Below are 25,777 nucleotides of genomic sequence, written 5' to 3'. Positions count from 1 at the left end.
GCATGGCGCCGCGCGCCCAGGTCAGCGGCCATTGCCTGTGTGGGACGGTCCGCTTCACGGCCGCGGTGAGGACGCGCGAGACGCATTGCTGCCATTGCGAGATGTGTCGCCGCTGGACAGGATCGGCGCTGCTGGCGGTTTCCATCGCGCCGGACGACATCGTGTTCGACGGAGCGGAGACTATCCGGACCTATGCCTCCTCGGACTGGGCCGAGCGTGCCTGGTGCGACCGCTGCGGCTCCACGCTCTACTACAGGCTGTCGGTCGATGGCTTCGGGCCCCGGACATACGAGATGTCGCTGGGCCTGTTCGATGATCCCGGAGCCTTTCCGATGGCGAAGGAGATCTTCATCGACCGCAAGCCGACGGCCTATGCCTTCGCGGGCGACCATCGCCGCCTGACCGAGGCGGAGCACCTGGCGGCCCGGGGGCTTGCCTGAGGCGCTGTTCGGCCATGAGAACAAAGGGGGAGATCGGCTTTGCCGATGTTCCCGAGACGGATCGACCGAAGTGACGGGCCCGCGTGCGGACACGCCGCGCCCAAGCCAGGAGGAAAGCCATGACCCTGTATGATGACGCCTGGGTGGCCCGCATGGAAGCCGAGTTCGCCCGTCTGGAGGCGGAGGGTCTCTATCATCCCGAGCAGGAGCATTCGTCCTGCGGCGTCGGGCTCGTGGTCGCCATCGACGGCCGGCCCCGCCGGCAGGTTGTCGAGAATGCGATCAAGGCGCTGAGCGCGATCTGGCATCGCGGCGCGGTCGACGCGGACGGCAAGACCGGCGATGGCGCCGGCATCCATGTGCAGATCCCGCAGGCCTTCTTCGAGGATCAGGTGCGGCGGACCGGCCATGCCCCGCGTGGCGAGCGGCTCGCGGTCGGTCAGATCTTCCTGCCGCGCAGCGACTTCGCCGCGCAGGAGACCTGCCGTACGCTGGTCGAGATGGAAGTGCTCCGCATGGGCCACTACATCTATGGCTGGCGGCATGTGCCGGTCGACATCAGTTGCCTGGGCGACAAGGCCAATGCCACCCGGCCCGAGATCGAGCAGATCCTGATCTCGAACGCCAAGGGCATCGACGAAGAAGATTTCGAGCGTGAGCTCTATGTGATCCGCCGCCGCATCGAGAAGGCGGCGAGTGCCATCCGCGACTTCTATATCTGCTCGATGTCCTGCCGGTCGCTGATCTACAAGGGCATGATGCTGGCCGAGCATGTGAGCGTCTTCTATCCCGACCTGCAGGACGCGCGGTTCGAGAGCGCCTTCGCGATCTATCACCAGCGCTATTCCACCAACACCTTCCCGCGCTGGTGGCTGGCGCAGCCGTTCCGCATGCTGGCCCACAACGGCGAGATCAACACGCTGAAGGGCAACCTCAACTGGCTGAAGAGCCACGAGATCCGCATGTCGAGCGACGAGTTCGGCGATCTCGCCGAGGATATCAAGCCGATCGTGCTGGCCGGCTCGTCCGATTCCGCGGCGCTCGACAACGTGTTCGAGGTGCTGGTCCGCGCCGGCCGCATCGCGCCGATGGCCAAGACCATGCTGGTGCCGGAGGCCTGGTCCAAGCTCGCGACCAAGATGCCGCAAGCCTGGCTCGACATGTACGCCTATTCCAACGCGGTGATGGAGCCTTGGGACGGCCCGGCGGCGCTCGCCATGACCGACGGCCGCTGGGTCTGCGGCGGCCTCGACCGCAACGGCCTCCGGCCGATGCGCTATGTCGTGACCGGCGATGGGCTCGTCATCGCAGGGTCAGAGGCCGGCATGGTGCCGACCGACGAAATGACGGTGCTGGAGAAGGGCGCGCTCGGACCGGGCCAGATGCTGGCCGTCGATATGAGCGAGGCGAGACTCTACCATGACGCCGATCTGAAGGACATGCTGGCGGCCAGCCAGCCGTTCGGCGACTGGGTCGGCTCGATCACCGATCTCGACGCCATGACCAAGGACCTCGAGGAACGGACACTGTTCGAGGGTGGCGAATTGCGCCGCCGCCAGATCGCCGCCGGCTATTCCGTCGAGGAGCTGGAAGTCATCGTCCACGCCATGGCCGAGGACGGCAAGGAAGCCATCGGTTCGATGGGCGACGACACGCCGCCCGCGGTGCTCAGCGACAAGTACCGCCCGCTCAGCCACTATTTCCGCCAGAACTTCAGCCAGGTGACAAACCCGCCGATCGACAGCTTGCGCGAGCATCGGGTGATGAGCCTGAAGACCCGGTTCGGCAACCTCAAGAACGTGCTCGACGAGGACAACAGCCAGACCGAAATCCTGCAGCTCGAGAGCCCCTTCGTCTCGAACGCCCGGTTCGAGACGATGGTCAGGCATTTCGGCGACACGGTGGTCGAGATCGACTGCACCTTCCCGGCCGGGGCCGATTTCGGCCTGGCCGAAGGGCTTGCGCGCATCCGCGCCGAGGCGGAGGAAGCGGTGCGCGCCGGGGCGAACCATCTCATTCTGACCGACCAAGGTCAGGGCGTGGAGCGCGCCGGCATGCCGATGATCCTCGCGACCAGCGCGGTGCATTCCTGGCTGACCCGCAAGGGCCTGCGCACCTTCACCTCGCTGAACGTGCGCTCGGCGGAATGCATCGATCCGCATTATTTCGCGGTGCTGATCGCCAGCGGTGCGACCACGGTCAATGCCTATCTCGCGCAGGATTCGATCGCCGATCGCATCGCGCGCGGCCTGCTGCCGGGCACCCTGACCGAAGCGGTCGCCCGCTTCCGCGAGGCGGTGGATCAGGGTCTGCTCAAGATCATGGCCAAGATGGGCATCTCGGTCGTCTCCTCCTATCGCGGCGGCCTGAATTTCGAGGCGGTGGGCCTCAGTCGCGCGATGGTGGCGGAATACTTTCCGGGCATGTTGAGCCGCATCTCCGGCATCGGCGTCACCGGCGTGCAGCGTCAGGTCGAGAGCGTCCATGCCCGCGGCTGGCGCGGCGACGCGGTGCTGCCGATCGGCGGCTTCTACAAGGCGCGGCGCGCCGGCGAGACCCACGCCTGGGAAGCGCAGGCGATGCATATCCTGCAGGCCGCCTGCGACCGCGGCTCCTATGATCTGTGGAAGCAGTATTCCAAGGCGATGCAGGCGCGTCCGCCGATCCATCTGCGCGACCTGCTCGACTTCCAGCCGAACCGGCCCGCCGTGCCGCTGGCCGTCGTCGAGAGCATCACCGCGATCCGCAAGCGCTTCGTCACACCCGGCATGTCGCTCGGCGCCCTCGGGCCGGAGGCGCACAAGACGCTGAACGTCGCGATGAACCGGATCGGCGCCAAGTCCGATTCCGGCGAGGGCGGAGAGGATCCGGCGCATTACCTGCCGGAGCCGAACGGCGACAATCCGTCCGCCAAGATCAAGCAGGTGGCATCGGGGCGCTTCGGCGTCACGGCGGACTATCTCAACCATTGCGAAGAGCTCGAGATCAAGATCGCCCAGGGTGCGAAGCCGGGCGAGGGTGGCCAGTTGCCCGGCATCAAGGTCACCGAGCTGATCGCCAAGCTGCGCCACGCGACCCAGGGCGTGACCCTGATCTCGCCGCCGCCGCACCACGACATCTATTCGATCGAGGATCTGGCGCAGCTGATCTACGACCTGAAGCAGATCAACCCGCGCGCCAAGGTCTGCGTGAAGCTGGTCAGCCAGTCGGGCGTGGGAACGATCGCGGCGGGCGTGGCGAAGGCGAAGGCCGATATCATCCTGATCTCGGGCCATAACGGCGGCACCGGCGCCTCGCCGGTCACCTCGATCAAGTTCGCCGGCCTGCCCTGGGAGATGGGCCTTTCCGAGGCGCATCAGGTGCTGACCATCAACAACCTGCGCGACCGGGTGACGCTGCGCACCGACGGCGGCCTGCGCACCGGCCGCGACATCGTCATCGCGGCGATGCTCGGCGCCCAGGAATTCGGCATCGGCACCGCCTCGCTGATCGCCATGGGCTGCATCATGGTGCGCCAGTGCCAGTCGAACACCTGCCCGGTCGGGGTTTGCACCCAGGATCCGGCGCTGCGCGCGAAGTTCACCGGCACCGCCGACAAGGTGGTGAACCTGATGAGCTTCTACGCCCAGGAGGTGCGCGAGGTGCTGGCGAGCGTCGGCGCGAAGTCGATCGACGAGGTCATCGGCCGGGCCGACCTGCTGACCCAGGTCAGCCGCGGGTCCGAGCATCTCGATGACCTCGACCTCAACCCGTTGCTGATCAAGGTCGATCAGGGCGAACAGACCAGGTACGATCGGTCCCAGCCGCGACAGAAGGTGCTCGACACGCTCGACGCGCAGATCGTCACCGATGCCGATCCGTTCTTCAAGGACGGCGAGAAGATGCAGCTGAGCTACGCCGTGCAGAACACGCTGCGCTCGATCGGCACGCGGGTGTCGAGCCATATCGTCGGCCGGTTCGGCATGCGGAACACGCTGCAGCCCGACCATCTGACAATCAAGCTCTCCGGTTCCGCCGGTCAGTCGCTCGGCGCCTTCGCCGCCCCCGGCCTCAAGATCGAGGTCTCGGGCGAGGCGAACGACTATGTCGGCAAGGGTCTGTCCGGCGGAGTCATCGTGGTGAAGCCGCCGCTCGGTTCGCCTCTGGTGCCGCATGAGAATGCGATCATCGGCAACACGGTTCTCTATGGCGCGACCGCCGGCAAGCTGTTCGCCAATGGCCGCGCGGGTGAGCGGTTCGGCGTGCGCAACTCCGGCGCCACCGTGGTGATCGAAGGTTGTGGCTCGAACGGCTGCGAATACATGACCGGCGGCGTCGCGGTGATCCTCGGCCGGTTCGGCGACAATTTCGGCGCCGGCATGACGGGCGGCATGGCCTATCTCTACGATCCCGACGGCGAGATCGACAGCCGTCTGAATCCGGAGACGGTGATCGCGGTACCGGTGGCGGCCGAGGCATGGGCGGCCGAGCTGCGCGGGCTGATCGAGACGCATCTGGCCGAGACGGGCAGCCCTCGCGCCGCCGAGATCCTGCGCCACTGGGCGGGAGAGTTGCCGAAGTTCCGGCAGATCGTCCCGAAGGAGATGCTGTCGCGGCTCGCCCACCCGCTGACCGACGCCCCGAGCGTCGCGACGGCCTGACGCCACCGCCGCGCCGATATCGGGCGGCCCTTCGGGGCCGCCCTTTTCTTTGCGCGTTCCGCGACACGCGCGCGCTTGCGTGACGACGGGTTTGCCGGCAGGAAAAGGCAATGGCCATCGCGGGCACGAAACGGCGGGTACGGTGGCTCTGGCGGGCCTTGCGGCGGGGTTTGATGCTCGCCGCGCTGGTCGCCATACTGCTGGTCCTGCTGTTTCGCTGGGTAAATCCGCCGATCAACTACTTGATGGCGCGGGAATGGATCCGGCTCGGCGGAATAGAACGGAGCTGGGTGCCGATCCGGTCGATGGCGGACGGCCTGCCGCTCTCCGCGGCCGCCGCCGAGGATGCGAATTTCTGCCGCCATGCCGGGTTCGATCTCGACGGCATCCGTGACGCGCTCGGCGACCGGAGCCGCGTGCGTGGCGCCAGCACGATCAGCCAGCAGGTCGCCAAGAACGTCTTCCTCTGGCCCGGCCGCTCCTGGTTGCGCAAGGGGCTGGAGGCGGGCTTCACCGTGCTGATCGAACTCAGCTGGCCGAAGCGGCGGATCATGGAAGTCTATCTCAATGTCGCGGAATTCGGCGAGGGCGTGTTCGGGGTCGAGGCGGCGGCGCGCCACTATTTCAAGACCGGCGCCGACGCGATCGGGCCACGCAGCGCCGCGCGGCTGATGGCGGTGCTGCCGGCGCCGCGCGACCGTTCGCCGGTCAGCGGCTCGGGCTATATCCAGCGCCGGGGCGCGGCGATCCAGCGTGGCGCGGAGACCATCCGCCAGGACGGCCGCGCCGCCTGCTTCCTGTGAGCGGACGGCGCGCCACCGTTCAGAATTGCCAGTAGAGAAATTCGCTCTTGCCGGTCAGCCACAGCATCGAGACCGCCGCCATACCGGTGATCGCCAGCATCCAGACGACATTCGGCGCCCAGTAGACCGTCCAGCGGGTGCCGGCGATGAACGGCGGCTGCTTCGGCGTCTGCAGCACCGGATCGTGGCGCGACATCATCTGCAGCGTGTTCGGCATCAGCAGCGCGATGGCGAGCAAGGCGACGGTATAGGCGCTGGCCGTGGCGAATTCCCGGACATCGACCACCCCCTCCAGCACCCGCATCGGCGGCAAGCCGGTCATGGCGGCGAGCCGGCCGGGCAGACTGACTCCGCCGAGACCGAACATGCCCTTGATGACATTGACCGCCGTCGCCACGTCGGGCGCGCGGAATACAACCTGCGCCACCACCACGGCGAGGAAGGTGACGAGGAAGCTTGCCGACACGGTCCAGGCCGATTTCGGGACGGCCGGATTGGCGGGGCGCGGCCCATATTGCCGCCAGGCGTGGTTGATGACGAGATAGAGCCCGTGCATCAGACCCCAGAGCACGAAGGTATAGCCCGCGCCGTGCCAGATGCCGGACAGGAGCATGGTGAACAGGATCGGCCAGGCAATCAGATGGAAGAAGGCCCAGAGGTTCGAACCGCGCGCCTTCAGCATCGGCAGCCGCGCCACCACGCGTTTGCGCGTCAGGCGCAGCGTGATCGCGTTGAAGACATAGGCGGTCAGGAACCGGGTCAGCGTCACGTGCCAGCGCAGCCAGAAATCGACGATGCTGGTCGCGCGCAGCGGCGAGTTGAAGTTGAAGGGCAGGCGGATGCCGAAGAACAGCGCCGCGCCGCAGGCCATGTCGGTATAGCCCGAGAAGTCGAAATAGATCTGCAACGTGAAGCCGAGCGCGGCGAGCCAGCCCTGAAGCAGCGTCACCACCTCGCCGGTGGCCGCGTAGGAATAGATCGGCGTCACATGGGCGGCGATGCCGTCGGCCAGCACCACCTTCTTGAACAGGCCGAAACAGAAGAGCGTGATGCCCATGGCATAGAGGGTCGGGTCGTAGCGGGTCTCGGCGCGCTGAAACTGCGGGATGGTCTCGGGATAGTGGACGATCGGGCCGGCGATCAGCTGCGGGAAGAACATCACGAACAGCAGGAAGTCGCGCAGGGTGAAGGACTTGATCCGCCCGCCGGCGATGTCGATCAGGAAGGCGATCTTCTGGAAGGTGATGAAAGAGATGCCGAGCGGCAGGATGATGTTCTTGAAGACGAATTCGGTGCCACCGACGTCGTTCGCCACCGACAGCGCGAAGTTCGCGTATTTGAAATAGCCGAGGAAGCACACGTTGAAGATGATACCGATCACCAGAAGCGTGCTTCGGAGCCGCGCCTTGCCGGTGTCCGCCATCATCCCGAGGATCGCGCGGCCGAGCAGGTAGTTGACGGCCAGCGACGGCCCGATGATCAGCAGATTCAACGGCCGCCACCAGCCGTAGAACACCACCGACGCGAGGATGAGCCAGCCGAGCGCCCAGGGCTTCGAAAAACGGCCAAGCACCAGATAGCCGGCGATCGTCACCGGCAGGAAACCGAGAATGTACAGGTACGAGTTGAACAGCATCTGTCTGTCGTGCGTCCGCTAGTTCTTCAGGGTCTTGATCTGCCGGACGATGTCGCCGACCGTTTCGAACGACTCGACATCGGCCAGGTTGAACTTGATGCCGTATTCGACCTCGACCGCGACGATGAAGGTGACATAGGCGAAGCTGTCCCAGCGCGGCACTTCCGGCCGGGTGGTCGCCGCGGTCAGCACGATGTCCTGGTCGTCGAGCAGGTCGCGCAGGATGCGCGTCAGGGTCTCGAGGATTTCGGCGTCAGTCATTCACCAGTTCCTTTCGGGCAATCCGCGTCGGCCGGGGGGCATGATCGGCGAGCCGCAGCGTCCAGCGGCTCGCCCCCTCGGGCAGATCGGGCGCGGCTTCGGGCGAGAAGCCGAGGCCCTGATAGAGCTCCCTGACCACCGCGTTCTTGGACGTGGGCAGGAAATCGGCGCGGATGGCGCGCGCGCCCCTTGCGCGGGCGGCCTCGACGAGGATGTTCATCGCCTCCTCCTCGAGCTGGCGACCGAAGACCCGGCAGCTCATCACCCAGCTGTCCAGCGTCAGGATTCCGGCGGCGAGCGTCGCGGTCATCACGCTGACGATGCCATTGTCGCCGAACTTGTCGGTCAGGCGGAACTGCAGCAGCAGCGCGGCCGGGTCGGCGACCATCGCCTCGACCTCGGCCTCGGTCAGGCGGATCGTCGTGGTGTTGAACTGGTTCGTCTTGTTGATGAGCTGGGTCACCCGCGCGCGGTTGAGCGATGTCACCGGCCCGAATTCCACCGCCATCGCCAGCTGTTCGAGGAAGCCGTCCATGCCGCCCGCCGCCTCGCGCATCTCGGCGCGTTCGAGATTGGCGGCGTACTGGTCGGCGCGGGCCAGATCCTCGCGCGTGAAGGCGATCGCCTCGAAATAGCCGGCCTCGGCCACGACGCGGACATAGTGCGCCGGATCCTTCGGCAACTCCGGAACGGCGACCATCGGCAGGCGGGCGCGCACCTGATCGCGTTCGACCGGGTTGTCATCGACGAAAACCAGCGAATCGAGACCGATATTCAGCTCGTGCGCGATGGTTTCGAGATTGGTCGCCTTGTCGGTCCAGTTGGCGACGAAGGCGGCGAAATCCCCGCGGCGGAGCAGCATCTCGGGATGGTCGCGGAACGCCGCCTCGGCGATGTCGTGGTTGTTCTTCGAGCAGACCGCGAGGATCACCCCGCGGGCGCGCAACTGCCTGGCATAGCGCTGCAGCGCCAGATGCGCCTCGCCGACGCCGCTGCCCTCGCCGATGATGATACCGTCGAGTCCGTCGTCGCCGATCACCCCGCCCCAGAGCGTATTGTCGAGATCGAGCACCAGGCATTTGCGCGACTTGCCCCGCGCCGCCGCGATCAGTCGCGCCGCGAGCTCGCCATAGAGCGGCGCCGCCTGCATCGCGATCGCCATCTTGGCCTGCAGCCAGCGCACCCCGTCGTACCAGGCATCGAGCCCGTCGCGCGCGCTCGCCCTTGCCACGTCGAGCCAGAGCACGCCGTCCTCGAAGGCCGCTTCCGCCAGCGCGGCGTTCAGCCGGTCGATCAGCCGCGCCGGAGCGCCCGGCACCGCCGCGTCGAGACCGCCGAAGAGCGGAGGCTCGGTATTGAGGAAGGACTGCTGGATCACCGTCGCGCCGAGTCCGTCGCGCGCCTGCTTCCAGAGGCCGCGCAGATCGGCGACGGCGGCCTCGACCACCCGCGCCGCCTCGGCCGCCGAGGCATCGATCGGCACCGCGCCGACGAATTCGCGGGCGACGAGGCTCAGCAACACGGCGTCCGGCCGGAAGGCATGGATCGAGGAGCCGGGATCGAGCAACTCCTGTCGGTATTGCCCGTAGTTCGCTCCCTTCGCCTCGATCAGCAGGCCGTGGCGCAGGCCGGCGACCCGGATCGCCGGCAGAAGGTGATCGACGGTGCTCGCCGCCAGCACCCCGAGTCGGACCTTGTCGAGGCCGGCGGGGTTCTGGCCAACCGCGCGTTTCGCCGCCGTGTCGAGCTGAATGATTTCCAGGAAGGAGAGGTTCGCATTGGCAAGGGTCGCCAGCTTGGCGATGCCCGCTTCCGCGTCGGCGCCAGCCTCGGCGAGACGTGCCCGGAAGTCCCGGGCGGGGGGCAGCCAGTCCATCACGCTCCACCGTTCGCGCAAGCGGCGAGCCGCGGCCCGGCCACTTCGAGGAAGGCGGCGGCGAAGCGCTCTGCGCTGGCCGGATCGAGATGCGAGCCGTCGAATGTACGCAGGTCGTCGAGCCGCGGCGAGACGAGTTCGAAGCCGAGCGAGGTCGCCAGGGCATCGGCCGTCGCGCGCTTGTTCTCGCGCGTCGGGACGTAGGTCAGCACCACGCAGTCGCGCGGGACGCCGAGCTTGTCGATGAAGGCCGCGCCGATCTCGCGCGCCCGGTCCAGGCTGGCCACATCGACGGGGAGCTCGCCGTCGATGCCGGTGGCGAGCAGCGCCACGTCCTTGTCGGTTCGCCACGTGCCTTCGTGCGACCATTGGCCGTTGGCGCGGTCGCGGTAGTAGGACACGGCCTCGCCGCAGAGGATCGGCAGCGCGCCGCAGAGCAGCCGATGCGGCCCCTGCCAGTCGCGCTTGCCCTCGTACCGGCCGAGCGAGCCGCCGCCGAACATCACTTCGGCGCCCGGTGGCGAGGCCTTGTCCATGAAGAACTGGTCGAGATTGATCACATAGGCCTCCGCCGAGGGCTTCAGCCCGTCGAGCAGCGGCCCGAGGAAGGCCGAGTTCTCGGTATAGCTGAAGCCGAGCAGGTAGTAGGCGAGGTCGTTCGCCGCCGCCCATTGCTCGATCGCCGCGGAGGAGAAGCCGAACTCCAGCCGGCTGTTGCCGACGAACAGCACGTCGGCGCCGGCCGCCGTCTCGCGCACGCCCGGCTCCAGCCCGAACCAGACCGCGCCGTGATCGTAGTCGCCATAGGCGTCGCCATGGCAATAGGCGAGGTAGTGCGTGTCGTCATAGCCGGTCGCCGGGCAGGAGAGGATGCCGGCGTGGCGCAGATGATAGAGCGAGGCGCCGAGCATCGCCGCGAAGATCACGAGAATATAGACGAGCAGGAAGCCGGGCCGCGTCGCGGCCGCGCCCTTGTCGTCGATGGTTGGAGCGGTTGACATGTCAGACCCCCGGCGACGGTCGCGGCGGGGCTATCCTGTCGGGCCGGCGCCCGTGACGGGGCCCGGTGCCCGGGGGGGCGACGACATTCACCAAACCGGTACTCCATCCACAGCGCGCCGGGACACACCCGGCCGTAAACACAACTCGAATGGGGCGCGTGCGTGACCGAGGCGCTGGATCCGTCCGGATCCGATCCGGATCCCCAGGACACCACCTTCCGCCATCCGCGTCCGGCGTCGAGAAACGCCCTTCGCGGCCACCCCCAAAAGCCCAGCCCATCGCCTGCGCGACCGACCGGACAACCGCGACGGAGCCTAGGGGAACCAGCCCGAGGGATCAAGACCCTCGGGTCGATGGCATGAATCACGACGAAAAGAGACGACCCGTCCCGAGACTCGGTCCCGGGGAACGGGCGCGTCACGGGCATCCTCTGATTTTTTTCCCCGCGGCGGCGGTGGAGGCGAACCACGCGGCCCTTCCGGAGTTATAGTCCGTAAACGTCGCGGTCGCGCGACAGGGGAGGAACAGCGATGGCAATCGACAGGGAAGAGATGATCCGGGAGCGGGCAAGACAAATCTGGGAGAACGAGGGTCGGCCGGATGGCGAGCAGGATCGACACTGGTCCGAGGCGACGAGCCAGATCGAGGCGGAAGAGCGGATCGGCGCCACGGACGATCTCGAAGACACCGAACTGACGTCGGCGCTTGCGACACAGGATGATCCGGTGGAAGACGCGTTCCTCGACACGGGCGACCTCCAGCCGGATCTGCCGGAAGAGATCGACGCGGAGCCGCCGCCCGATCTTGGTGGCCGGGTAAAGAACCCGATCTGAGTTCCGGTGCGAGAGCGATCGACAACGAGGGGGCACGGGAACCCGTCCGGCCCCCTCGGCGTTTGTGGGCAGGTAGAGCAAGGGAGCCCTCGATGACCGCCACGACCCACCTGGACGACGCCCTCCGGATCGTTGACCGGACGGATGTTCCCTACGAGACGCGACTCGAACTGCTGCAGGAGCGGCGGGCGAGCCTGGTCAATTCCGGCGCGGAGGCGACCGAGGTAGCGGAGATCGACGCGGCGATCCAGGCGCTCGAGATGGGCGCGGTCACGCAGGGCGACGAATCCGAGGAAATTCCCGAGGGCGCCGGCCACGGTCCCGAGGACCAGTAGCCTTCACTCGGCCGAGCGGGGCCCTTCGGTGAATTCCTCTACCGCGCCATCCTTGGTGACCCTCACTTCGACGGACATGCCGGCGAAATCCTCGGCTTGACCATGGTAGCTGCCGACCAGCGGCATGGCCTGCCGCGGATCGCGGGCGACGCCGACGCGGATCAGGTCGCGATTGCCGACGATGCCATTTGTCGGGTCGAACTCCACCCAGCCGGCGCCGGGCAGATAGACCTGGCACCAGGCGTGGGTCGAGCCGCCGCCCTTTATCGTGGTGTCATCGTGCGACGGAACATAGACATAGCCGGTGACGAAGCGCGCCGCGAAGCCGAGCGAGCGCACCGCCTCCATCATCAGTAGCGCGAAATCGCGGCAGGTGCCGCGGCGCAGCCGCAGGGTCAGCATCGGCGGCTGGGTCCCGTGCTCGTGCCGGCGGGCATAGACGAAGCTTTCGTGGATCGCGAAGCACATGGTCATCAGGAGGCGCCCGGTACTGGTCGGGCGGCCGACGCGAACGAAGCGGCGCGCCCAGCGGCCGATCTCGTCGTCGGGATAGTGGGCCTTGATGGTGCAGGCGAGATCGGCGGCCTCGTCCGGTCCGTAGGTGAAGGGATAGACCTTGGCCGGCGGCGCGATTTCGACGCTGGGCACCGAATGCGGCGTATGATCGAGGCGGATGTTGGTCTCGAACCGCAGCTGGCTCGCGCGTCCCTCGAAGCTGATCATCGCAACCGCGTTGCCGAAGACGTCGTGCATCCAGCGGATGCCCTTCGGCGGCGGATCGACCTTCAGTTCGGCGTGATGCAGATGCTGGTCATAGCTGTCGCGTGGCCGGAACATGAGTTGATGGTCACCGAAGCCGACGGGGCGCTTGTAGCGGTACGAGGTGACATGCCGGACATTGAAAATCGTCATAGGGGGCGGCTTGGACTCCCTGTCCCGGCAAGGATCGGTGGATGGCGGTGAATCGACGTTAGCGAGCCGGCGGGCGCGACGCCAGCGCCTCCGCGCGCCGACGAGGCCTGGGAATGCGCGATTGACCACGCTGGACAAAGCTCGCTCCGTCGCGCGATCCCGGACCAAGGTCCGTATCGCCGGCGCCCGCGTTGATGTAGCGCGGGACGGTCAACGGGAAGGCGTGAGCGGCATGGGCGTTCTTGCGGAATGGGCGGGCTGATCGGTTTCTGGCGCGAACAGACGCTCCTGCGGCGCTTCGTCTTCGCGGGCGGCGTCGTCATGCTCGCCGCGATGCTGCTGGTCGGGACATGGGTCACCGGGCGCATCGAGCGCGCGGTGATCGGCAACACGGCGGCGGCGACCGCGCTCTATATGGAGAGCTTCATCTCGCCTTTGAGCCAGGAACTCGCGCGGGAGAACAGCCTGTCCGAACCGGCGAACCGGGCGCTGACCGAGGTGTTTTCGGGCACGCCGCTCGGTCAGCGCATCGTCTCCTACAAGATCTGGAAGCCCGGCGGCTACGTGGTCGCGGCGTCGGATCCGGCGATCGTCGGCAAGACGCTGACCCCCTCGGGCGCGCAGCGCGCGGCGTGGCGTGGCGAGGTTACCGCCAATTTCGAGGGACTGCACGAGGCGGAGAATGCGCCGGAGGCGGCGATGGGCCTGCCGCTGCTCGAAATATACAGTCCCGTGCGCGAGGTCTGGACCGGCGACGTGATCGCCGTGGTCGAGTTCTACGCGGTTGAGGACACTCTGATCAGCGACGTTGCCCGGGCGCGGCGCCAAAGCTGGCTGTTCATCGCGGCGGTGTTCGCCGGCTGCGGGCTGCTTCTCGTCGGGATCGTGCGTGGCGGGGGGCGCACCATCGAGCGGCAGAAGGCCATGCTGCGCGAGGAGGCACGGCGCAGCAACGCGATCGCGGCGCAGAACGCCGAGCTGCGCCAGCGGGCGGTGGGCGCGGCGGCGCGGGCGGCGGCGCAGACCGAGCGCACGCTGCGCCGGGCCAGCGCCGACCTGCACGACGGTCCGGCGCAATATCTCGCGCTCGCCGCGCTGCGGCTGGAGCGAATCGTGCCAGACACCGAGGCCGGACAGGTCGAGGCGCGCGCGATCCGCGACGCGATCGCCACCGCGCTGGGCGAGATCCGGGCGATCTCGCGCGGGCTGTCGCTGCCCGATCTCGACCGGGCGCCGTTGCGCGACGTCGTCGCGCGCGCCATCGAAACCCATCAGCGGCATTCCGAAAGCGCGATCGCCTGGAGCTACGAGGGCGCGGCCGATCCGGGGGTCGATCAATCGGCGAAGATCTGCGTCTACCGCTTCATTCAGGAGGCGCTGTCCAACGCTTCGCGCCACGCACCGCGCGCGGCGGTGCGGATCGCGGCGTCGGTGGCGGGCGGCGCGGTCGCGGTGTCGGTCAGTGACGATGGGCCGGGGTTCGACATCTCGGCGCCGGCGGAGCCGCGGACGGACGGGGGGCAGGGCCTCGCCGGTCTGCGGGACCGGGCCGAAAGCATCGGCGGAGATTTCCAAATCGAGAGCGTGGCGTCAGGCTCGGCGGGGCGGGGCACCGTCCTGCGCCTGCGCCTGCCGCTGACCCAGGGAGGCGAGACGTGAAGATCAGAGTTGTGCTGGCGGACGACCATCCGATCTATCGCGAAGGGCTGGCGCGGAGCATCGCCGAAGGGGAGGACTTCACCGTGGCGGGCGAGGCGGCGAGCGCCGCCGAAGCGGTGGCGCTGGTCGAGGCGGCGCGCCCCGACCTGGCCTTGCTCGACATTTCCATGCCCGGCGGCGGTATCGCGGCGGCGGCGGAGATCCATCGTCGTTTTCCCGAGGTGCGAATCGTCATGCTGACGGTCTCTGAGGCCGATCACGACGTCATGGCGGCGATGAAGGCGGGCGCGGTCGGTTATGTGCTGAAGGGAGTCTCCGCCACCGAGTTGCTGGCGATCCTGCGCGAGATCGCGGCCGGACATTCCCACGTCTCGCCCGCCCTCGCCGCGCGACTGCTGACCGCGATGCAGGCGTCTGGCAAGAACGACGCCGCGCCCGGCGTGCAGGATCTGACGCGGCGCGAGGAGGACATTCTGCGTCACGTCGCCCGCGGCCTGAGCAACAAGGAAGTCGCCATCGCGCTCGGCCTGCGGGAGAAGACCGTGAAGCACTACATGACGACGATCCTGGAAAAGCTGCGGGCGCGCAACCGCGTCGAAGCGACGCTGATCGCGCGCGAAGCCTGGGGCGACGGAACCTGAACGGGCAGCGAAAGGCCCCGGGGCGATGTGCTCCGGGGCCAGCTACTCGGTACGCAACCAGTGTCGTCGGGATCGGCGATCAGTTCCCCGCGAGACGGGTCAGCCGCCCGATGTCGGCCGTCGTCGCGGAGCGCTCGACGACGGTGTTGTTGTCCGGATCCTTGAGCTCGTATCGGCCGGCTACCAGTTCCTCCTTCCAGCCTGAGGAATAGCGCACCTCGACGTTTCGGCCCTCGGCCTCGACGCTCGTTACCCAGCCGACGCGGATTTCACGGCCGCTCTCGCGGCTCGTGGCGCGAGGCGTCGCGGTTTTCGTCAGGCCGCGCAGCCGCGACACGTCGGCCTGGGTCGCGCGCCGTTCCTCGATCGTGCGACCGCTCGCATCCTTGCGTTCGAAAACGCCGTCGTGGATTTCCACCTTGGTGCCATCGGAATTGACCACCTCGATCTCATGACCGCCCCTATCGTCGGACCGGTGATCGTCGGAGCCGCGGTCGTCCTGGTGGTGATCGTCCGACCCTCGATCGTCCGAACCGTCGTCGTCTCCGCCGCGGCCGGAGTGCCCCCCGCGGCCGTCGTCGGCGTCGTCGGAACCGCGGTCGTGGCCGCGACCGGAGTTGTCGTCAGAGCCCCGGCCGGAGCTGTCATCGCCACCCGACCGGCCGGAACCCTTTCCGCCGCCGCCGCTTCCGCCGTGGTCATCGCCGCCCTTGTCGTCGCTCTTGCCGCCTTTGCCGCCGCCCTTGCCGCTGTCATCGTCACGGCCATCCTTTGCGAAAGCGTAGGGGGCCTGAAGCGTCGCGCCGTTCGGCCCGAGTCCGGGCGCGGCGGGCAGAGTGGCCAGAAGGACGCCGGCCGCGACGGTCGATGCAAGGCGGGACAGGATTCTCTTGGTGGGCATTGGTACATTCCCCTTCGAACTCGACCATTGTTGGTCCGCTGAGGAAAAGGTACGTCGGCGCCGCGGATGGCGCATCGGACCATGGTCCGACGATCGTGGTGGCCTTTCGGTCCGGCGTGGCCCGGTACCGCGATGCCCGGCAGGCATCGCGGATCGTGGCCGGTCAGAACATTGGATAGCCGTAGTAGCGGGAGATGGAGCCCTCGAACTCTGGATCATTCCAGTTCGGCTCGCGGCCGCGCTCGTAGTTCGGACCACCCTCCAGCTGCTCGCGCGTCAGGTTGACGACATAGCCGCCGCGATTCTCGTCATAGGACAGGCTCTGCCAGGGCAGCGGGTGATACCTCTCGCCGATCCCCAGAAAGCCCCCGAAGGACATGATCGCATAGACGGCGTTGCCAGCCACCTTGGACAGCACGATGTCGTCGATATGGCCGATATGCTCGCCGTCGGCGTTGAAGACGTCCGTGCCGTTCACCGTGGTGGCGCGGATATGGTCGTGGGTCATGGTCAGGTCCTGCATCGTTTTCTCTCATTTGTCTGTTGGAATGCCTCGGAAACGCCGGGTCGGGGATGAGGTTCCCCGTTCGGTCGCGCGAGTGCGACTGCGAAGTGGCTTTCGGCGCCGCGGCGGGTCAAACTGGCGGCAGGAATCGGGTGCTGCCACGGGGGTGACGAATCGAGCGATGATGAAGCAGGCGATCAAGGCAAGCGAGGCGGCCGAGCTGGTGCGGGATGGATCGACCGTTCTCATCGGCGGGTTCATGGGTGTCGGCTCGCCGCACCGTCTGATCAACGCGCTGGTGGCCCGCGGGGCAAAGGACCTGACGCTGGTCTGCAATGACACCGCGCTGCCGGGGATCGGCGTCGGCAAGCTCGTCACCTCCGGCGCGTTCCGCAGGATCATCGCCTCGCATATCGGATTGAACCCCGAAACCCAGAAGAAGATGATCGCGGGCGAGCTGGAGGTCGAACTGGTGCCGCAGGGCACGCTGGTCGAGCGGATCCGGGCCGGTGGCGTCGGTCTCGGCGGTGTGCTGACCCCGACCGGCATCGGCACCATCGTGGCCGAGGGCAAGCCGGTGATCGAGATCGACGGCAAGCCCTATCTGCTGGAAAAGCCGATCAAGGGTGATTTCGCGCTGATCGGCAGCTTCACCGCCGACTACAGCGGCAATCTCGCCTATCAACTGACGGCGCATAACTTCAATCCGGTCATGGCGCTCGCCGCGACCACCGTGATCGCCGAACCCGAGCATATCTTGCCCGTCGGCGCCATCCCGCCCGACGCGGTGAAGACGCCGGGCGTGCTGATCGACCATATCGTTTCGAGGGCGGCGTGATGGACGGGGCGGGAGTCATGGATCCGAAGGTCGTCATCGCCCGCCGGGTGGCGGCGCTGATCGAACCGGGCTGGCTGGTCAATCTCGGCATCGGCCTGCCGAGCATGGTCGCGAACTATGTGCCGGCGGAGAAACAGGTCTATTTCCAGGCGGAGAACGGGGTGATCGGCCTCGGCTCGCGCCCGCCGGAGGGGATGGAGGACGCGAGCCTGACCGACGCCGGCGGCGGCTTCGTCACCGCGGTGCCCGGCGCGGCCTCGATCGACAGCGCGATGAGTTTTGGGCTGATTCGCGGCGGGCATCTCGACATGACCGTGCTTGGCGGGCTGCAGGTCGACGAGCGGGGCTATCTCGCCAACTGGATGGTGCCGGGCAAGATGGTGCCGGGCATGGGCGGCGCGATGGATCTCGTCGCCGGCGCGCGGCGGGTGGTGGTGGCGATGGTGCACGCCGCCAAGGGCGAGCCGAAGATCGTGCCGGAATGCACGCTGCCCCTGACCGCCGCGCGGCGGGTGAGCCTGATCGTGACCGAGATGGCGGTGATCGAGCCGACCGAGGCGGGGCTGGTCCTGCGCGAGCGCGGCCCGGGCGTTGGCGTCGCCGAGATCGAGGCCGCGACCTCCGCCCGGCTGATCATCAAGGGCGATGTCCCGGAGATGGCGTTCTGAGGCCGTCGGCTGTTGGCCGCGGGTGGCGTTGACAGCGCCGGGGGCCGCGTATATCTCCGCGCAATCGGCGCCTGCCCAGGTGGCGGAATGGTAGACGCGCTGGCTTCAGGTGCCAGTGACTGAAAGGTCGTGGAGGTTCGAGTCCTCTCCTGGGCACCACTTCTCCCCGTGCAAGCCGCGCGCCTCGGCCGACAGGCGGGCAAGGGCATCGGGGGCTGATCCATGGCAAACCATCTCTATCAGGGCGATCTGCCGGACGGGCTCGATCTCGGGCCGGTGGTAGCGATCGACTGCGAGACCATGGGGCTGATCCCGGGCCGGGACCGGCTCTGTCTCGTGCAGATGTCGGGCGGCGACGGAAACGCGCATCTGGTCCAGGTGGCGCGGGACCAGACGGCGGCGCCGAACCTCGCGCGGATGCTGGGCGATCCCTCGGTGCTGAAGCTGTTTCATTTCGGGCGGTTCGATATCGCCGTGCTGCTCAACCGCTTCGGCGTGCTGACCGCGCCGGTCTATTGCACCAAGATCGCCTCGAAGCTGGTGCGCACCTACACCGACCGGCACGGGCTGAAGGATCTGCTGCGCGAGATGCTGGAGGTCGATATCTCCAAGCAGCAGCAATCGAGCGATTGGGGCGCCGGGACGCTGAGCGCCGCGCAGATGGACTACGCGGCGTCCGACGTGCTGTATCTGCACCGGCTGCGTGAGGTTCTGGACGCGCGGCTGGAGCGCGAGGGACGGACCGGCCTCGCGCGCGCCTGTTTCGAGTTTCTGCCGCGGCGGGCGGAGCTTGATCTCGCCGGCTGGCCCGAGGTGGATATCTTCGCCCATGCCTGAGGGGCGCGCGCGATGAACAGGGTCGCGGCGGTGCCGGACGAGGCGCGGCTGATCGCCACCGGGCGGCGGGTGATCGCCGTCGAGGCGGCGGCGCTGGACGAACTCGGCGCCGGCCTCGGCGCGAATTTCGCAGCGGCGCTGCGGTTGATGCTGGCGGCGCGCGGGCGGGTGATCGTCTCCGGGATGGGCAAGTCCGGACATGTGGCGCGCAAGATCGCGGCGACGCTGGCCTCGACCGGGACACCGGCGATGTTCGTCCATCCGGCCGAGGCGAGCCACGGCGATCTCGGGATGATCACCGCCGGCGATGTCGTGCTTCTCCTCTCCAATTCCGGCGAGACGCCGGAGCTCGCCGACATGATCGCCTATGCCAAGCGTTTCGGCATTCCGCTGATCGCCGTCGCCGGGCGGGCGGAGAGCACGCTGATGCGCCAGGCGGATGTCGGCGTATTGTTGCCCCCCGCGCCGGAGGCCTGTTCCGTCGGGCTCGCCCCGACCACCTCGACCACCATGACGCTTGCCCTCGGCGATGCGATGGCGGTGGCGCTGATGGAGCATCGGCGCTTCACACCGGAGGATTTCCGCGACTTCCATCCGGGCGGGCGGCTCGGCGCGCGGCTGGCGACCGTCGGCCTCCTGATGCATTCGGGCGCGGAGATGCCGCTGATCGGACCGGAGACGCCGATGACCGAGGCGCTGCTGGCGATCTCGGCCAAGGGCTTCGGCGTCGCGGGCGTGGTCGGCGACGACGGCGCGCTGGTCGGGATCATCACCGACGGCGACCTGCGGCGGAACATGGCCGGCCTCCTCGAACGGCGGGCGGGCGAGGTGATGACGCGGGGACCGAAGACGATCTCCTCCACGGCGCTGGCCTCGGAGGCGCTCGGCATCATGAACGCGCGCAAGATCACCACGCTCTTCGCCACCGACCCGGAAGCGCCGGAGCGGCCGGTCGGTATCCTGCACGTTCATGACTGCCTGCGCGCTGGCGTGGTCTGAGCGATGACCGCCGGTGGCAGCGGCGATACCGGCGGCGGCCGCGACCTGCGCTCGCGGATCGTGGCGATCCTGAAGGTCGGCCTGCCCCTGGTGGCACTCGGCATGCTGTCGGCGCTGTTCCTGATCCAGGGCGAAGACGGTCCGGCCGGCGGCGCGATCCAGTTCTCCGAAGGCGACATGGCGGCGCTTGGCAGCGGGCTGCGGGTCACCAATCCGACGCTGACCGGGACCACCGAGGCGGAAGACCGTTTCCGCTTCACGGCCGATCTGGTCGTGCCCGACGCCGCGCCGCCGACCAAGGCGACCATGACGCGGCTGACCGGCGAGATGCGGCTGGCGGACGGGCCGACGGTCGATCTGACGGCGGCGACCGGCGAGCTCGACATTGCTTCGCAGCGGCTGAGCCTCGGCGGAAAGGTGCGGATCGACACCTCCGATGGCTACGGTCTGCGGTCCGAAGCGATGACAGTCGATCTCGGCAAGGGCGTGATGGAAGCGACCGAGGCGGTATCGACCGAGGGACCGATGGGCCGGATCGACGCCGGAACCCTGCGGGTCGAGCCGGCGGGAACCAAGGGCGGCAAGGAGGGTCCGCGATTGATTTCATTCGGAAACGGCGTTCGGCTGATATACCATCCGCCGTCCGGCCAGGGGTCCGGGGCTGTGCCGGGATCGGCCGAGGGAGCGGAGAATTGATGCGCCTGTCCAGTCTCGCGCCGGTGATGCTCGCGGTGGCGACCCTGTGGTCCGGCGCGGCCGTCGCGCAGGAAACCAGCGTGCCCTTCGGCGGGCTGAAACACGATTCGACCCTGCCGGTCGAGATCACCTCGGACGCGCTGCAAATCGACCAGGGGGCGGGCACCGCGATCTTCACCGGCACGGTCAAGGTCGGCCAGGGCACGCTGCGGCTGGCGGCCGACCGGGTCGAGGTCTTCTACCGGGGCGAGGCCGCGGGGGCCGGCGGGGCGACGGGTGGCGGCGCGACCGGGCAGATCGAGCGGCTGAAAGCGAGCGGCAACGTCACGCTCAGCAACGGCACCGAGGCCGCCGAGGGCAAGACCGCGACCTACGAGGTGGCGACCGGCATCGTCGAGATGGAGGGCGACGTGCTGCTGACCCAGGGCAAGAACGCCCTGTCGAGCCAGACGCTGCGCATCGATCTCAATGCCGGCACCGGGATCCTGAAGGGCCGCGTCCAGACCATCTTCACGCCGGCGAAGTCGAAATGAACCCGCGCCCCGAGCTGGAGCCGGCGACGCTCGATCCCGGCGGCGGCGGCCTGGTGGTCGAGGGGCTTGGCAAGAGCTACCGCAAGCGTCCCGTCCTCCGCGACGTCAGCCTGAGCCTGCGCCGGGGCGAGGTCGCCGCGCTGCTCGGGCCGAACGGCGCCGGCAAGACGACCTGCTTCTATGCCATCGCCGGCCTGGTGCCGCCGGATACCGGCACGATCCGCGTCGATGGCCAGGACGTGACCTGGTTGCCGATGTATCGCCGCGCCCGGCTCGGCATCGGCTATCTGCCGCAGGAAGCCTCGATCTTTCGCGGGATGAACGTCGCGGACAATATCTCCTCGATCCTGGAGATTTCGATCGACGACGCCGAGAAGCGGCACGAACTGCTGGACGAGCTGCTCGGCGAATTCTCGATCACGCATCTGCGGCGCGCACCGGCCATTGCCCTGTCGGGTGGCGAGCGGCGGCGTGTCGAGATCGCCCGCTGCCTCGCCACGCAACCGAAATACATCCTGCTCGACGAACCCTTCGCCGGTGTCGATCCGCTGGCGGTGGCCGACATCCGGCGGCTGGTCCGGCATCTGACCGATCGCGGGATCGGCGTGCTGATCACCGACCACAACGTGCGCGAGACGCTCGAAATCGTGGACCGCGCCTATATCCTGCACAACGGCTCGGTGCTGATGGCCGGGACGCCGGAGGAAGTCGTGGGAGACGAGAACGTCCGGCGGGTCTATCTTGGAGACAGTTTCAGAATCTGAGGACGTGCGCTGATGGCCTTGTCGCCACGCATCGAGATCCGTCAGAACCAGACGCTGGTGATGACGCCGCAGCTGCGTCAGGCGATCAAGCTGCTGCGGATGAGCAATCTCGAACTCGCGGACTACGTGGCGGGCGAAATCGAGAAGAACCCGCTGCTGGAGATGGCCCCGCCATCGGCCGCGCCGGCGCCCGGCCGCGCGTTGGGCGTGGGCGGCGGCGACCTCGGCGCCTTCGACACGATGGCGGCGGAGATCGGCCTGCGCGGCCACCTGCGCGAACAGGTCGGCGCCATGCGCGCGTCGGCGGAGACGCGCGAGGCGGCGCTGATCCTGATCGACGAGCTGGAGGACGACGGCTATCTGCGCGCGCCGGCCGAGGAGGTGCGGGCGCGCCACCGCCTGAGCGCGGCGGAGTTCAATCGCGGCCTCGTCCTCGTGCAGGCCTGCGATCCAGCGGGGATCGGCGCGCGGAACCTGCGCGAATGCCTTGCGCTGCAACTCCGCGAACTCGACCGGCTCGATCCGGCGATGCTCGCGCTTCTTGAAAACCTGAGCCTCGCCGCCGCCGGCCGGCTGGTCGAGCTGCGGGCGATCTGCGGCGTCGACGCGGCGGACATGACCGACATGCTGGCCGAGCTGCGCGCGCTCGACCCGAAGCCGGGCCTGCGCTTCGCCGTGGAACAGGTGCAGGTCGCGATCCCGGACGTCTATGTGGCGCGGACCAGCGCGGGCGGCTGGGCGGTCGAACTCAATACCGAGACGCTGCCGCGGGTGCTGATGAACAATGTCTACAAGGCGCGATTCGCCGGCAAGGACAGCGCGGCGCGGGCCTATATCTCGGAATGTAGCGCCAGCGCCAGCTGGCTGGTGCGCAGCCTCGAGCAGCGCGCGCGCACCATCCTGCGCGTCGCCTCGGAGATCGTGCTGCACCAGGAGCGTTTCTTCGAGACCGGCGTCGGCGAGCTGAGGCCGCTGACCCAGCGCGCGGTCGCCGATCGGCTTGGCCTTCATGAATCGACCGTCAGCCGTGTGATCGCGGGGAAGTATCTCTCCTGCGCGCATGGCAACCTGAAGCTGCGCTACTTCTTCAGCGCCGCCATCCGGAGCATGGAAGGCGGCGCTGAATTCTCGGCCACCGCCGTGCAGGAACGCATCCGGCAGGTGATTCAGGCCGAGGCGGGCTCCCGTGCGCTGTCCGACGACAAAATCGTGGCGATCCTGAAGGACTCCGGGATTGATATTGCACGCCGCACGGTTGCGAAATACCGTGAGGGGATGGGCATTCTCTCCTCCGTCGAGCGCAGGCGCCTCAAGACGGGCTTCGCCAAAGCTTGAAGTCGGTCGATGGAGCGGGACCTTGGCGTGGCGCGTTGACAAGGACGAAGCACCCATACATAGGTCCGCCGGCGGCTGGCGGTCCGGTCCGGAACTTGTCGATCCGAGGGTCGACGACACACAGGGGCAAAGCATGCGCATTCATGTCAGCGGGAAACAGATCGACATCGGGGATGCGTTGCGCACCCACGTGCAGGACCGGCTGAACGAGACCGTCGGCAAGTTCTTCGATCGCCCCGTGGACGCCGTGGTGACCTTTTCGAAGGACCGCCACGAATTCATTTCGGATTCATCGGTGCATCTCGCGACCGGCATGACGGTGCAGGCCAAGGCGCGCGCGCATGAGGTCTATGCCTCGTTCGAGGGCGCCGTCGAGCGGATGGAAAAGCAGCTGCGCCGGTACAAGCGCCGGCTGAAGGACCATCATCGCGCGCGCGAGGTCCCGATCGAAGCGATGGGGGCCCAGTCCTACATTCTGGAAGGCGGCGCGCTGGACGACGCGGACTATACAGAGCCGGACAGCCTGCAGCCGGTGATCGTCGCCGAAATGGAAACGCAGGTTCCGTTCCTCTCGGTCGGGGAGGCGGTAATGCAGATGGAGCTCGCCGGGGCGCATTTACTTGTTTTCAGGAATGACGCGCATGGCGGCGTGAATGTGGTGTATACACGCGACGACGGCAATATTGGCTGGATCGACCCCAGGAACACCCAGTAGACCCGCTTACACCGTCGAGGGAGGGCCCGGGATGGAGCTTTCGGATATCATCAGCGTAGACGCGGTCAGGGCGCCGGTGAAAGCCACCAGCAAGAAGCGGCTGCTGCAGGATCTCGCCGACATCGCCGAGCAGGTCTACAAGTTGCCGTCGGCGACGGTTTACAAGGCGCTGATGGATCGCGAGGCGCTGGGCCCGACCGGGGTCGGGCGCGGCGTTGCCATTCCGCACGCGCGCTTCGCCGGGGTCAGCCATGTGATCGGCCTGTTCGCGCGGCTGGAGAAGCCGGTGGATTTCGAATCCGTCGACCGTCAGCCGGTTGATCTTGTCTTCGCCCTCTTCGCGCCGGAAACGGCGGGGGCCGAGCATCTGAAGGCGCTGGCCCGCGTCTCGCGCACGCTGCGCAGCGAGGCGGTCTGTGCCAAGCTGCGCTCGACCTTCGACCCCTCGGCGATCTATGCGATTCTGACCGACGGCAAGGCGGAACAGGCGGCCTGAAAGACCCCCAGCCGGCCCCGGTGGGGATACTCCCTCACGGCGCCGGGTTTTCTATCAGGTTGGGCTACGGAAATCCGTTTGCTCCGGTTCGCGCGTCGAGCCGCGAATGAGCGCGGGGCCGGTCCGATCCGCACGCGAGCCGGTTCCGGGGTCCTATGCCCACCCCCCAGCGGTCCGGGCATTCGTCTGAGGGCTGCGAAGTCGGATCGCAAATGTCGGGCGCGGAGACCGCGCCTTGTCCGGCGCCCAGGTCGGGCGGACCTTCGTCCGCGTGACGCGCCGACAACCGCGGGTCAATCTCGTTTTGCAAGAAAGGGCCGCGAGGGCGGCCCCATTCAGAGTGCCTTATCTTCGGATCAGCCGCGCGCGGCGATTTTTTCGGGCTTGGGGGTCTCAAGGTCGACGCAGGCGCGCAGGAAATCGAGGAATTCCTCGCGGAACTCGGACCGGGCGATGCCGAAGGCGACGGTTGCCTGCAGATAGCCGGCCTGCGAGCCGCAGTCGAAGCGCCGACCCTTGAAGCGATAGCCATAGACATTGTCGCGGGCGGCGATCTCGGCCGCGATCGCGTCGGTCAGTTGCACCTCGCCGCCGGCGCCTTCCTTCATGTCGTCGAGATTGGTCAGCACGTCCGGGGACAGGATATAGCGGCCGATGACCGCGAGATTCGATGGCGCCAGATCGGCCTTCGGCTTCTCGACCATGCCCCGTACCTTGAAGGAGGAGGAGGTCGGGTTGGCGACGTCGAGGATGCCATAGGACGAGACATTGGCCGTCGGCACTTCCATCGCCGCGACCATGTTGCCGCCGTGCTCGGCATAGGCCTCGACCATCTGCCGCAGGCAGGGGGTGTCGGCGTCGATCACATCGTCGGGCAGCATCACCGCGAAGGGCTCGTCGCCGATCAGGCGCCGGGCGCACCAGACCGCGTGCCCGAGGCCGCGGCGCTCCTGCTGGCGGACATAGGCGACCGCGCCGCTGTCCATGTTGGTCTGTTTCAGCACATTGAGCAGGTGGGTCTTCTTGCCTTCGCGCAGCGCCGCCTCAAGCTCCGGCGCGCCGTCGAAATAGTCCTCGAGCGCGCTCTTGCCGCGCGAGGTGACGAAGATGAATTCGGTGATGCCGGCGGCGCGGGCTTCGTCGATCGTATACTGGATCAGCGGCCGATCAACCAGCGGCAGGATTTCCTTTGGAACGGATTTGGTCGCTGGCAAGAAGCGCGTTCCGAGACCGGCGACGGGAAGTACCGCCTTCGTAACCTTGTTCTTCATCGATATCCCCATTCACACCCTTTACCCGCCATGCGCGCCCAATGGCCGCATCCACCGGCATAGCTCCTATTACAGAATATCGCAAAGTCAGATTGGTTCCGTTGTCGCAGGAGAGGCACGGCCCCATTTCGCATATCGGCAAGTCGATAATGAACCGTTACGAGGCACTGGGCAATCGCCG

At 67.5% G+C, this 25,777-nt stretch carries 25 protein-coding genes and 1 tRNA gene; 18 read left to right on the top strand and 8 right to left on the bottom strand.

Annotation, left to right across the window (positions count from 1 at the left end):
* The first annotated feature begins 2 nt into the window (after positions 1–2).
* The 3 genes from Q0480_RS15155 (at position 3) to mtgA (ending at position 5,883) form a co-directional block, all read left to right on the top strand.
* On the top strand, positions 3–440 hold the full coding sequence (locus Q0480_RS15155; RefSeq protein ID WP_299134169.1) for a GFA family protein: 438 nt from the start codon (positions 3–5) through the stop codon (positions 438–440).
* A gap of 119 nt (positions 441–559) precedes the next feature.
* On the top strand, positions 560–5,080 hold the full coding sequence (gene gltB / locus Q0480_RS15150; protein ID WP_299134168.1) for a glutamate synthase large subunit: 4,521 nt from the start codon (positions 560–562) through the stop codon (positions 5,078–5,080).
* Between the two features lie 110 nt (positions 5,081–5,190).
* Positions 5,191–5,883, top strand: coding sequence for a monofunctional biosynthetic peptidoglycan transglycosylase (mtgA, locus tag Q0480_RS15145; protein WP_299134167.1), 693 nt, complete (start codon positions 5,191–5,193; stop codon positions 5,881–5,883).
* Between the two features lie 19 nt (positions 5,884–5,902).
* On the opposite strand, the gene Q0480_RS15140 is transcribed toward mtgA, so the two are convergent.
* From Q0480_RS15140 to Q0480_RS15125, 4 genes are read right to left on the bottom strand one after another with little or no spacing between them, the layout of a single operon-like run.
* The gene (locus Q0480_RS15140; protein WP_299134166.1) at positions 5,903–7,519 is read right to left on the bottom strand and encodes an MBOAT family O-acyltransferase; all 1,617 of its coding nucleotides are present in this window, start codon (positions 7,517–7,519) and stop codon (positions 5,903–5,905) included.
* An 18-nt stretch (positions 7,520–7,537) separates the two neighbouring features.
* Positions 7,538–7,780 carry an acyl carrier protein gene (locus Q0480_RS15135; protein ID WP_299134165.1) on the bottom strand — a complete coding sequence of 81 codons (243 nt, stop codon included), beginning with the start codon at positions 7,778–7,780 and terminating at the stop codon, positions 7,538–7,540.
* A complete protein-coding gene (locus tag Q0480_RS15130; protein ID WP_299134164.1) occupies positions 7,773–9,656 on the bottom strand; it encodes an HAD family hydrolase in 1,884 nt (627 codons plus the stop codon). Before Q0480_RS15130 ends, Q0480_RS15135 begins: the two co-directional genes overlap by 8 nt.
* Complete coding sequence (locus tag Q0480_RS15125; protein WP_299134163.1) at positions 9,656–10,657, bottom strand: hypothetical protein; 1,002 nt, start codon at positions 10,655–10,657, stop codon at positions 9,656–9,658. The genes Q0480_RS15130 and Q0480_RS15125 overlap by 1 nt, the downstream gene beginning before the upstream one ends.
* A gap of 531 nt (positions 10,658–11,188) precedes the next feature.
* Here Q0480_RS15125 and Q0480_RS15120 point away from each other — a divergent pair.
* Together Q0480_RS15120 and Q0480_RS15115 are read left to right on the top strand one after the other, a co-directional pair.
* Positions 11,189–11,491 (top strand): DUF2934 domain-containing protein, encoded by a 303-nt coding sequence (locus tag Q0480_RS15120; RefSeq protein WP_299134161.1) that lies wholly within the window; start codon positions 11,189–11,191, stop codon positions 11,489–11,491.
* Between the two features lie 92 nt (positions 11,492–11,583).
* Positions 11,584–11,826: a hypothetical protein gene (locus Q0480_RS15115; RefSeq protein WP_299134160.1), complete on the top strand. Its 243-nt coding sequence runs from the start codon at positions 11,584–11,586 to the stop codon at positions 11,824–11,826.
* Positions 11,827–11,829: 3 nt separating this feature from the next.
* Here Q0480_RS15115 and Q0480_RS15110 read toward each other — a convergent pair whose 3' ends face one another.
* The gene (locus Q0480_RS15110) at positions 11,830–12,738 is read right to left on the bottom strand and encodes a transglutaminase family protein (RefSeq protein ID WP_299134158.1); all 909 of its coding nucleotides are present in this window, start codon (positions 12,736–12,738) and stop codon (positions 11,830–11,832) included.
* 249 nt (positions 12,739–12,987) lie between these two features.
* Here Q0480_RS15110 and Q0480_RS15105 point away from each other — a divergent pair, with 249 nt between their 5' ends.
* Together Q0480_RS15105 and Q0480_RS15100 are read left to right on the top strand one after the other, a co-directional pair.
* Positions 12,988–14,397 (top strand): ATP-binding protein, encoded by a 1,410-nt coding sequence (locus tag Q0480_RS15105; RefSeq protein ID WP_299134157.1) that lies wholly within the window; start codon positions 12,988–12,990, stop codon positions 14,395–14,397.
* Positions 14,394–15,038, top strand: a complete 645-nt coding sequence (locus tag Q0480_RS15100) for a response regulator transcription factor (RefSeq protein WP_299134155.1) — start codon at positions 14,394–14,396, stop codon at positions 15,036–15,038. Before Q0480_RS15105 ends, Q0480_RS15100 begins: the two co-directional genes overlap by 4 nt.
* Before the next feature lie 79 nt (positions 15,039–15,117).
* Here Q0480_RS15100 and Q0480_RS15095 read toward each other — a convergent pair whose 3' ends face one another.
* Both Q0480_RS15095 and Q0480_RS15090 read right to left on the bottom strand, forming a co-directional pair.
* Positions 15,118–16,014: a hypothetical protein gene (locus Q0480_RS15095; protein WP_299134154.1), complete on the bottom strand. Its 897-nt coding sequence runs from the start codon at positions 16,012–16,014 to the stop codon at positions 15,118–15,120.
* A gap of 88 nt (positions 16,015–16,102) precedes the next feature.
* Positions 16,103–16,462 carry a PRC-barrel domain-containing protein gene (locus Q0480_RS15090; protein WP_299134152.1) on the bottom strand — a complete coding sequence of 120 codons (360 nt, stop codon included), beginning with the start codon at positions 16,460–16,462 and terminating at the stop codon, positions 16,103–16,105.
* 166 nt (positions 16,463–16,628) lie between these two features.
* Here Q0480_RS15090 and Q0480_RS15085 point away from each other — a divergent pair, with 166 nt between their 5' ends.
* The 11 genes from Q0480_RS15085 (at position 16,629) to Q0480_RS15035 (ending at position 24,325) form a co-directional block, all read left to right on the top strand.
* Positions 16,629–17,282, top strand: a complete 654-nt coding sequence (locus Q0480_RS15085; RefSeq protein ID WP_299134150.1) for a 3-oxoacid CoA-transferase subunit A — start codon at positions 16,629–16,631, stop codon at positions 17,280–17,282.
* Between the two features lie 17 nt (positions 17,283–17,299).
* Entirely contained in the window at positions 17,300–17,950 is a 651-nt protein-coding gene (locus Q0480_RS15080) for a 3-oxoacid CoA-transferase subunit B (RefSeq protein WP_299134206.1), read from the top strand.
* Positions 17,951–18,023: 73 nt separating this feature from the next.
* Positions 18,024–18,109: transfer RNA gene (locus Q0480_RS15075), tRNA-Leu, on the top strand.
* Between the two features lie 63 nt (positions 18,110–18,172).
* The gene (locus tag Q0480_RS15070; protein WP_299134148.1) at positions 18,173–18,787 is read left to right on the top strand and encodes a ribonuclease D; all 615 of its coding nucleotides are present in this window, start codon (positions 18,173–18,175) and stop codon (positions 18,785–18,787) included.
* Positions 18,788–18,799: 12 nt separating this feature from the next.
* A complete protein-coding gene (locus tag Q0480_RS15065; protein WP_299134146.1) occupies positions 18,800–19,786 on the top strand; it encodes a KpsF/GutQ family sugar-phosphate isomerase in 987 nt (328 codons plus the stop codon).
* A gap of 3 nt (positions 19,787–19,789) precedes the next feature.
* The gene (gene lptC / locus Q0480_RS15060; protein ID WP_299134144.1) at positions 19,790–20,482 is read left to right on the top strand and encodes an LPS export ABC transporter periplasmic protein LptC; all 693 of its coding nucleotides are present in this window, start codon (positions 19,790–19,792) and stop codon (positions 20,480–20,482) included.
* On the top strand, positions 20,482–21,015 hold the full coding sequence (locus Q0480_RS15055; RefSeq protein WP_299134143.1) for an LptA/OstA family protein: 534 nt from the start codon (positions 20,482–20,484) through the stop codon (positions 21,013–21,015). The genes lptC and Q0480_RS15055 overlap by 1 nt, the downstream gene beginning before the upstream one ends.
* Positions 21,012–21,779 carry an LPS export ABC transporter ATP-binding protein gene (gene lptB, locus Q0480_RS15050; RefSeq protein ID WP_299134141.1) on the top strand — a complete coding sequence of 256 codons (768 nt, stop codon included), beginning with the start codon at positions 21,012–21,014 and terminating at the stop codon, positions 21,777–21,779. The genes Q0480_RS15055 and lptB overlap by 4 nt, the downstream gene beginning before the upstream one ends.
* A gap of 12 nt (positions 21,780–21,791) precedes the next feature.
* Complete coding sequence (rpoN, locus tag Q0480_RS15045; RefSeq protein WP_299134139.1) at positions 21,792–23,114, top strand: RNA polymerase factor sigma-54; 1,323 nt, start codon at positions 21,792–21,794, stop codon at positions 23,112–23,114.
* 133 nt (positions 23,115–23,247) lie between these two features.
* On the top strand, positions 23,248–23,829 hold the full coding sequence (gene raiA, locus Q0480_RS15040; RefSeq protein WP_299134137.1) for a ribosome-associated translation inhibitor RaiA: 582 nt from the start codon (positions 23,248–23,250) through the stop codon (positions 23,827–23,829).
* Between the two features lie 31 nt (positions 23,830–23,860).
* Positions 23,861–24,325, top strand: coding sequence for a PTS sugar transporter subunit IIA (locus Q0480_RS15035; RefSeq protein WP_299134135.1), 465 nt, complete (start codon positions 23,861–23,863; stop codon positions 24,323–24,325).
* 356 nt (positions 24,326–24,681) lie between these two features.
* Here the strand turns inward: Q0480_RS15035 and galU are convergent, their stop codons facing one another.
* Positions 24,682–25,596 carry a UTP--glucose-1-phosphate uridylyltransferase GalU gene (gene galU, locus Q0480_RS15030; RefSeq protein WP_299134133.1) on the bottom strand — a complete coding sequence of 305 codons (915 nt, stop codon included), beginning with the start codon at positions 25,594–25,596 and terminating at the stop codon, positions 24,682–24,684.
* Positions 25,597–25,777: the final 181 nt, after the last annotated feature.

The sequence above is a fragment of the uncultured Amaricoccus sp. genome (genome assembly GCF_937891315.1).
Lineage (GTDB): Bacteria > Pseudomonadota > Alphaproteobacteria > Rhodobacterales > Rhodobacteraceae > Amaricoccus.
The sequence above is the reverse complement of the archived record's forward strand: the minus strand, read 5'-3'. Positions and strand labels throughout refer to the sequence as shown.

Coding starts and splice junctions, on each gene's coding strand:
- Q0480_RS15125 (WP_299134163.1), bottom strand. CDS start 10,657: ATGTCAACCGCTCCAACCATCGACGACAAGGGCGCGGCCGCGACGCGG.
- Q0480_RS15080 (WP_299134206.1), top strand. CDS start 17,300: ATGGATCCGAAGGTCGTCATCGCCCGCCGGGTGGCGGCGCTGATCGAA.
- Q0480_RS15115 (WP_299134160.1), top strand. CDS start 11,584: ATGACCGCCACGACCCACCTGGACGACGCCCTCCGGATCGTTGACCGG.
- Q0480_RS15130 (WP_299134164.1), bottom strand. CDS start 9,656: ATGGACTGGCTGCCCCCCGCCCGGGACTTCCGGGCACGTCTCGCCGAG.
- lptB (WP_299134141.1), top strand. CDS start 21,012: ATGAACCCGCGCCCCGAGCTGGAGCCGGCGACGCTCGATCCCGGCGGC.
- Q0480_RS15065 (WP_299134146.1), top strand. CDS start 18,800: ATGAACAGGGTCGCGGCGGTGCCGGACGAGGCGCGGCTGATCGCCACC.
- Q0480_RS15110 (WP_299134158.1), bottom strand. CDS start 12,738: ATGACGATTTTCAATGTCCGGCATGTCACCTCGTACCGCTACAAGCGC.
- Q0480_RS15090 (WP_299134152.1), bottom strand. CDS start 16,462: ATGCAGGACCTGACCATGACCCACGACCATATCCGCGCCACCACGGTG.
- Q0480_RS15095 (WP_299134154.1), bottom strand. CDS start 16,014: ATGCGCCATCCGCGGCGCCGACGTACCTTTTCCTCAGCGGACCAACAA.
- raiA (WP_299134137.1), top strand. CDS start 23,248: ATGCGCATTCATGTCAGCGGGAAACAGATCGACATCGGGGATGCGTTG.
- Q0480_RS15140 (WP_299134166.1), bottom strand. CDS start 7,519: ATGCTGTTCAACTCGTACCTGTACATTCTCGGTTTCCTGCCGGTGACG.
- Q0480_RS15035 (WP_299134135.1), top strand. CDS start 23,861: ATGGAGCTTTCGGATATCATCAGCGTAGACGCGGTCAGGGCGCCGGTG.
- Q0480_RS15105 (WP_299134157.1), top strand. CDS start 12,988: ATGGGCGGGCTGATCGGTTTCTGGCGCGAACAGACGCTCCTGCGGCGC.
- Q0480_RS15070 (WP_299134148.1), top strand. CDS start 18,173: ATGGCAAACCATCTCTATCAGGGCGATCTGCCGGACGGGCTCGATCTC.
- mtgA (WP_299134167.1), top strand. CDS start 5,191: ATGGCCATCGCGGGCACGAAACGGCGGGTACGGTGGCTCTGGCGGGCC.
- Q0480_RS15135 (WP_299134165.1), bottom strand. CDS start 7,780: ATGACTGACGCCGAAATCCTCGAGACCCTGACGCGCATCCTGCGCGAC.
- Q0480_RS15055 (WP_299134143.1), top strand. CDS start 20,482: ATGCGCCTGTCCAGTCTCGCGCCGGTGATGCTCGCGGTGGCGACCCTG.
- Q0480_RS15085 (WP_299134150.1), top strand. CDS start 16,629: ATGAAGCAGGCGATCAAGGCAAGCGAGGCGGCCGAGCTGGTGCGGGAT.
- rpoN (WP_299134139.1), top strand. CDS start 21,792: ATGGCCTTGTCGCCACGCATCGAGATCCGTCAGAACCAGACGCTGGTG.
- galU (WP_299134133.1), bottom strand. CDS start 25,596: ATGAAGAACAAGGTTACGAAGGCGGTACTTCCCGTCGCCGGTCTCGGA.
- Q0480_RS15155 (WP_299134169.1), top strand. CDS start 3: ATGGCGCCGCGCGCCCAGGTCAGCGGCCATTGCCTGTGTGGGACGGTC.
- Q0480_RS15120 (WP_299134161.1), top strand. CDS start 11,189: ATGGCAATCGACAGGGAAGAGATGATCCGGGAGCGGGCAAGACAAATC.
- lptC (WP_299134144.1), top strand. CDS start 19,790: ATGACCGCCGGTGGCAGCGGCGATACCGGCGGCGGCCGCGACCTGCGC.
- gltB (WP_299134168.1), top strand. CDS start 560: ATGACCCTGTATGATGACGCCTGGGTGGCCCGCATGGAAGCCGAGTTC.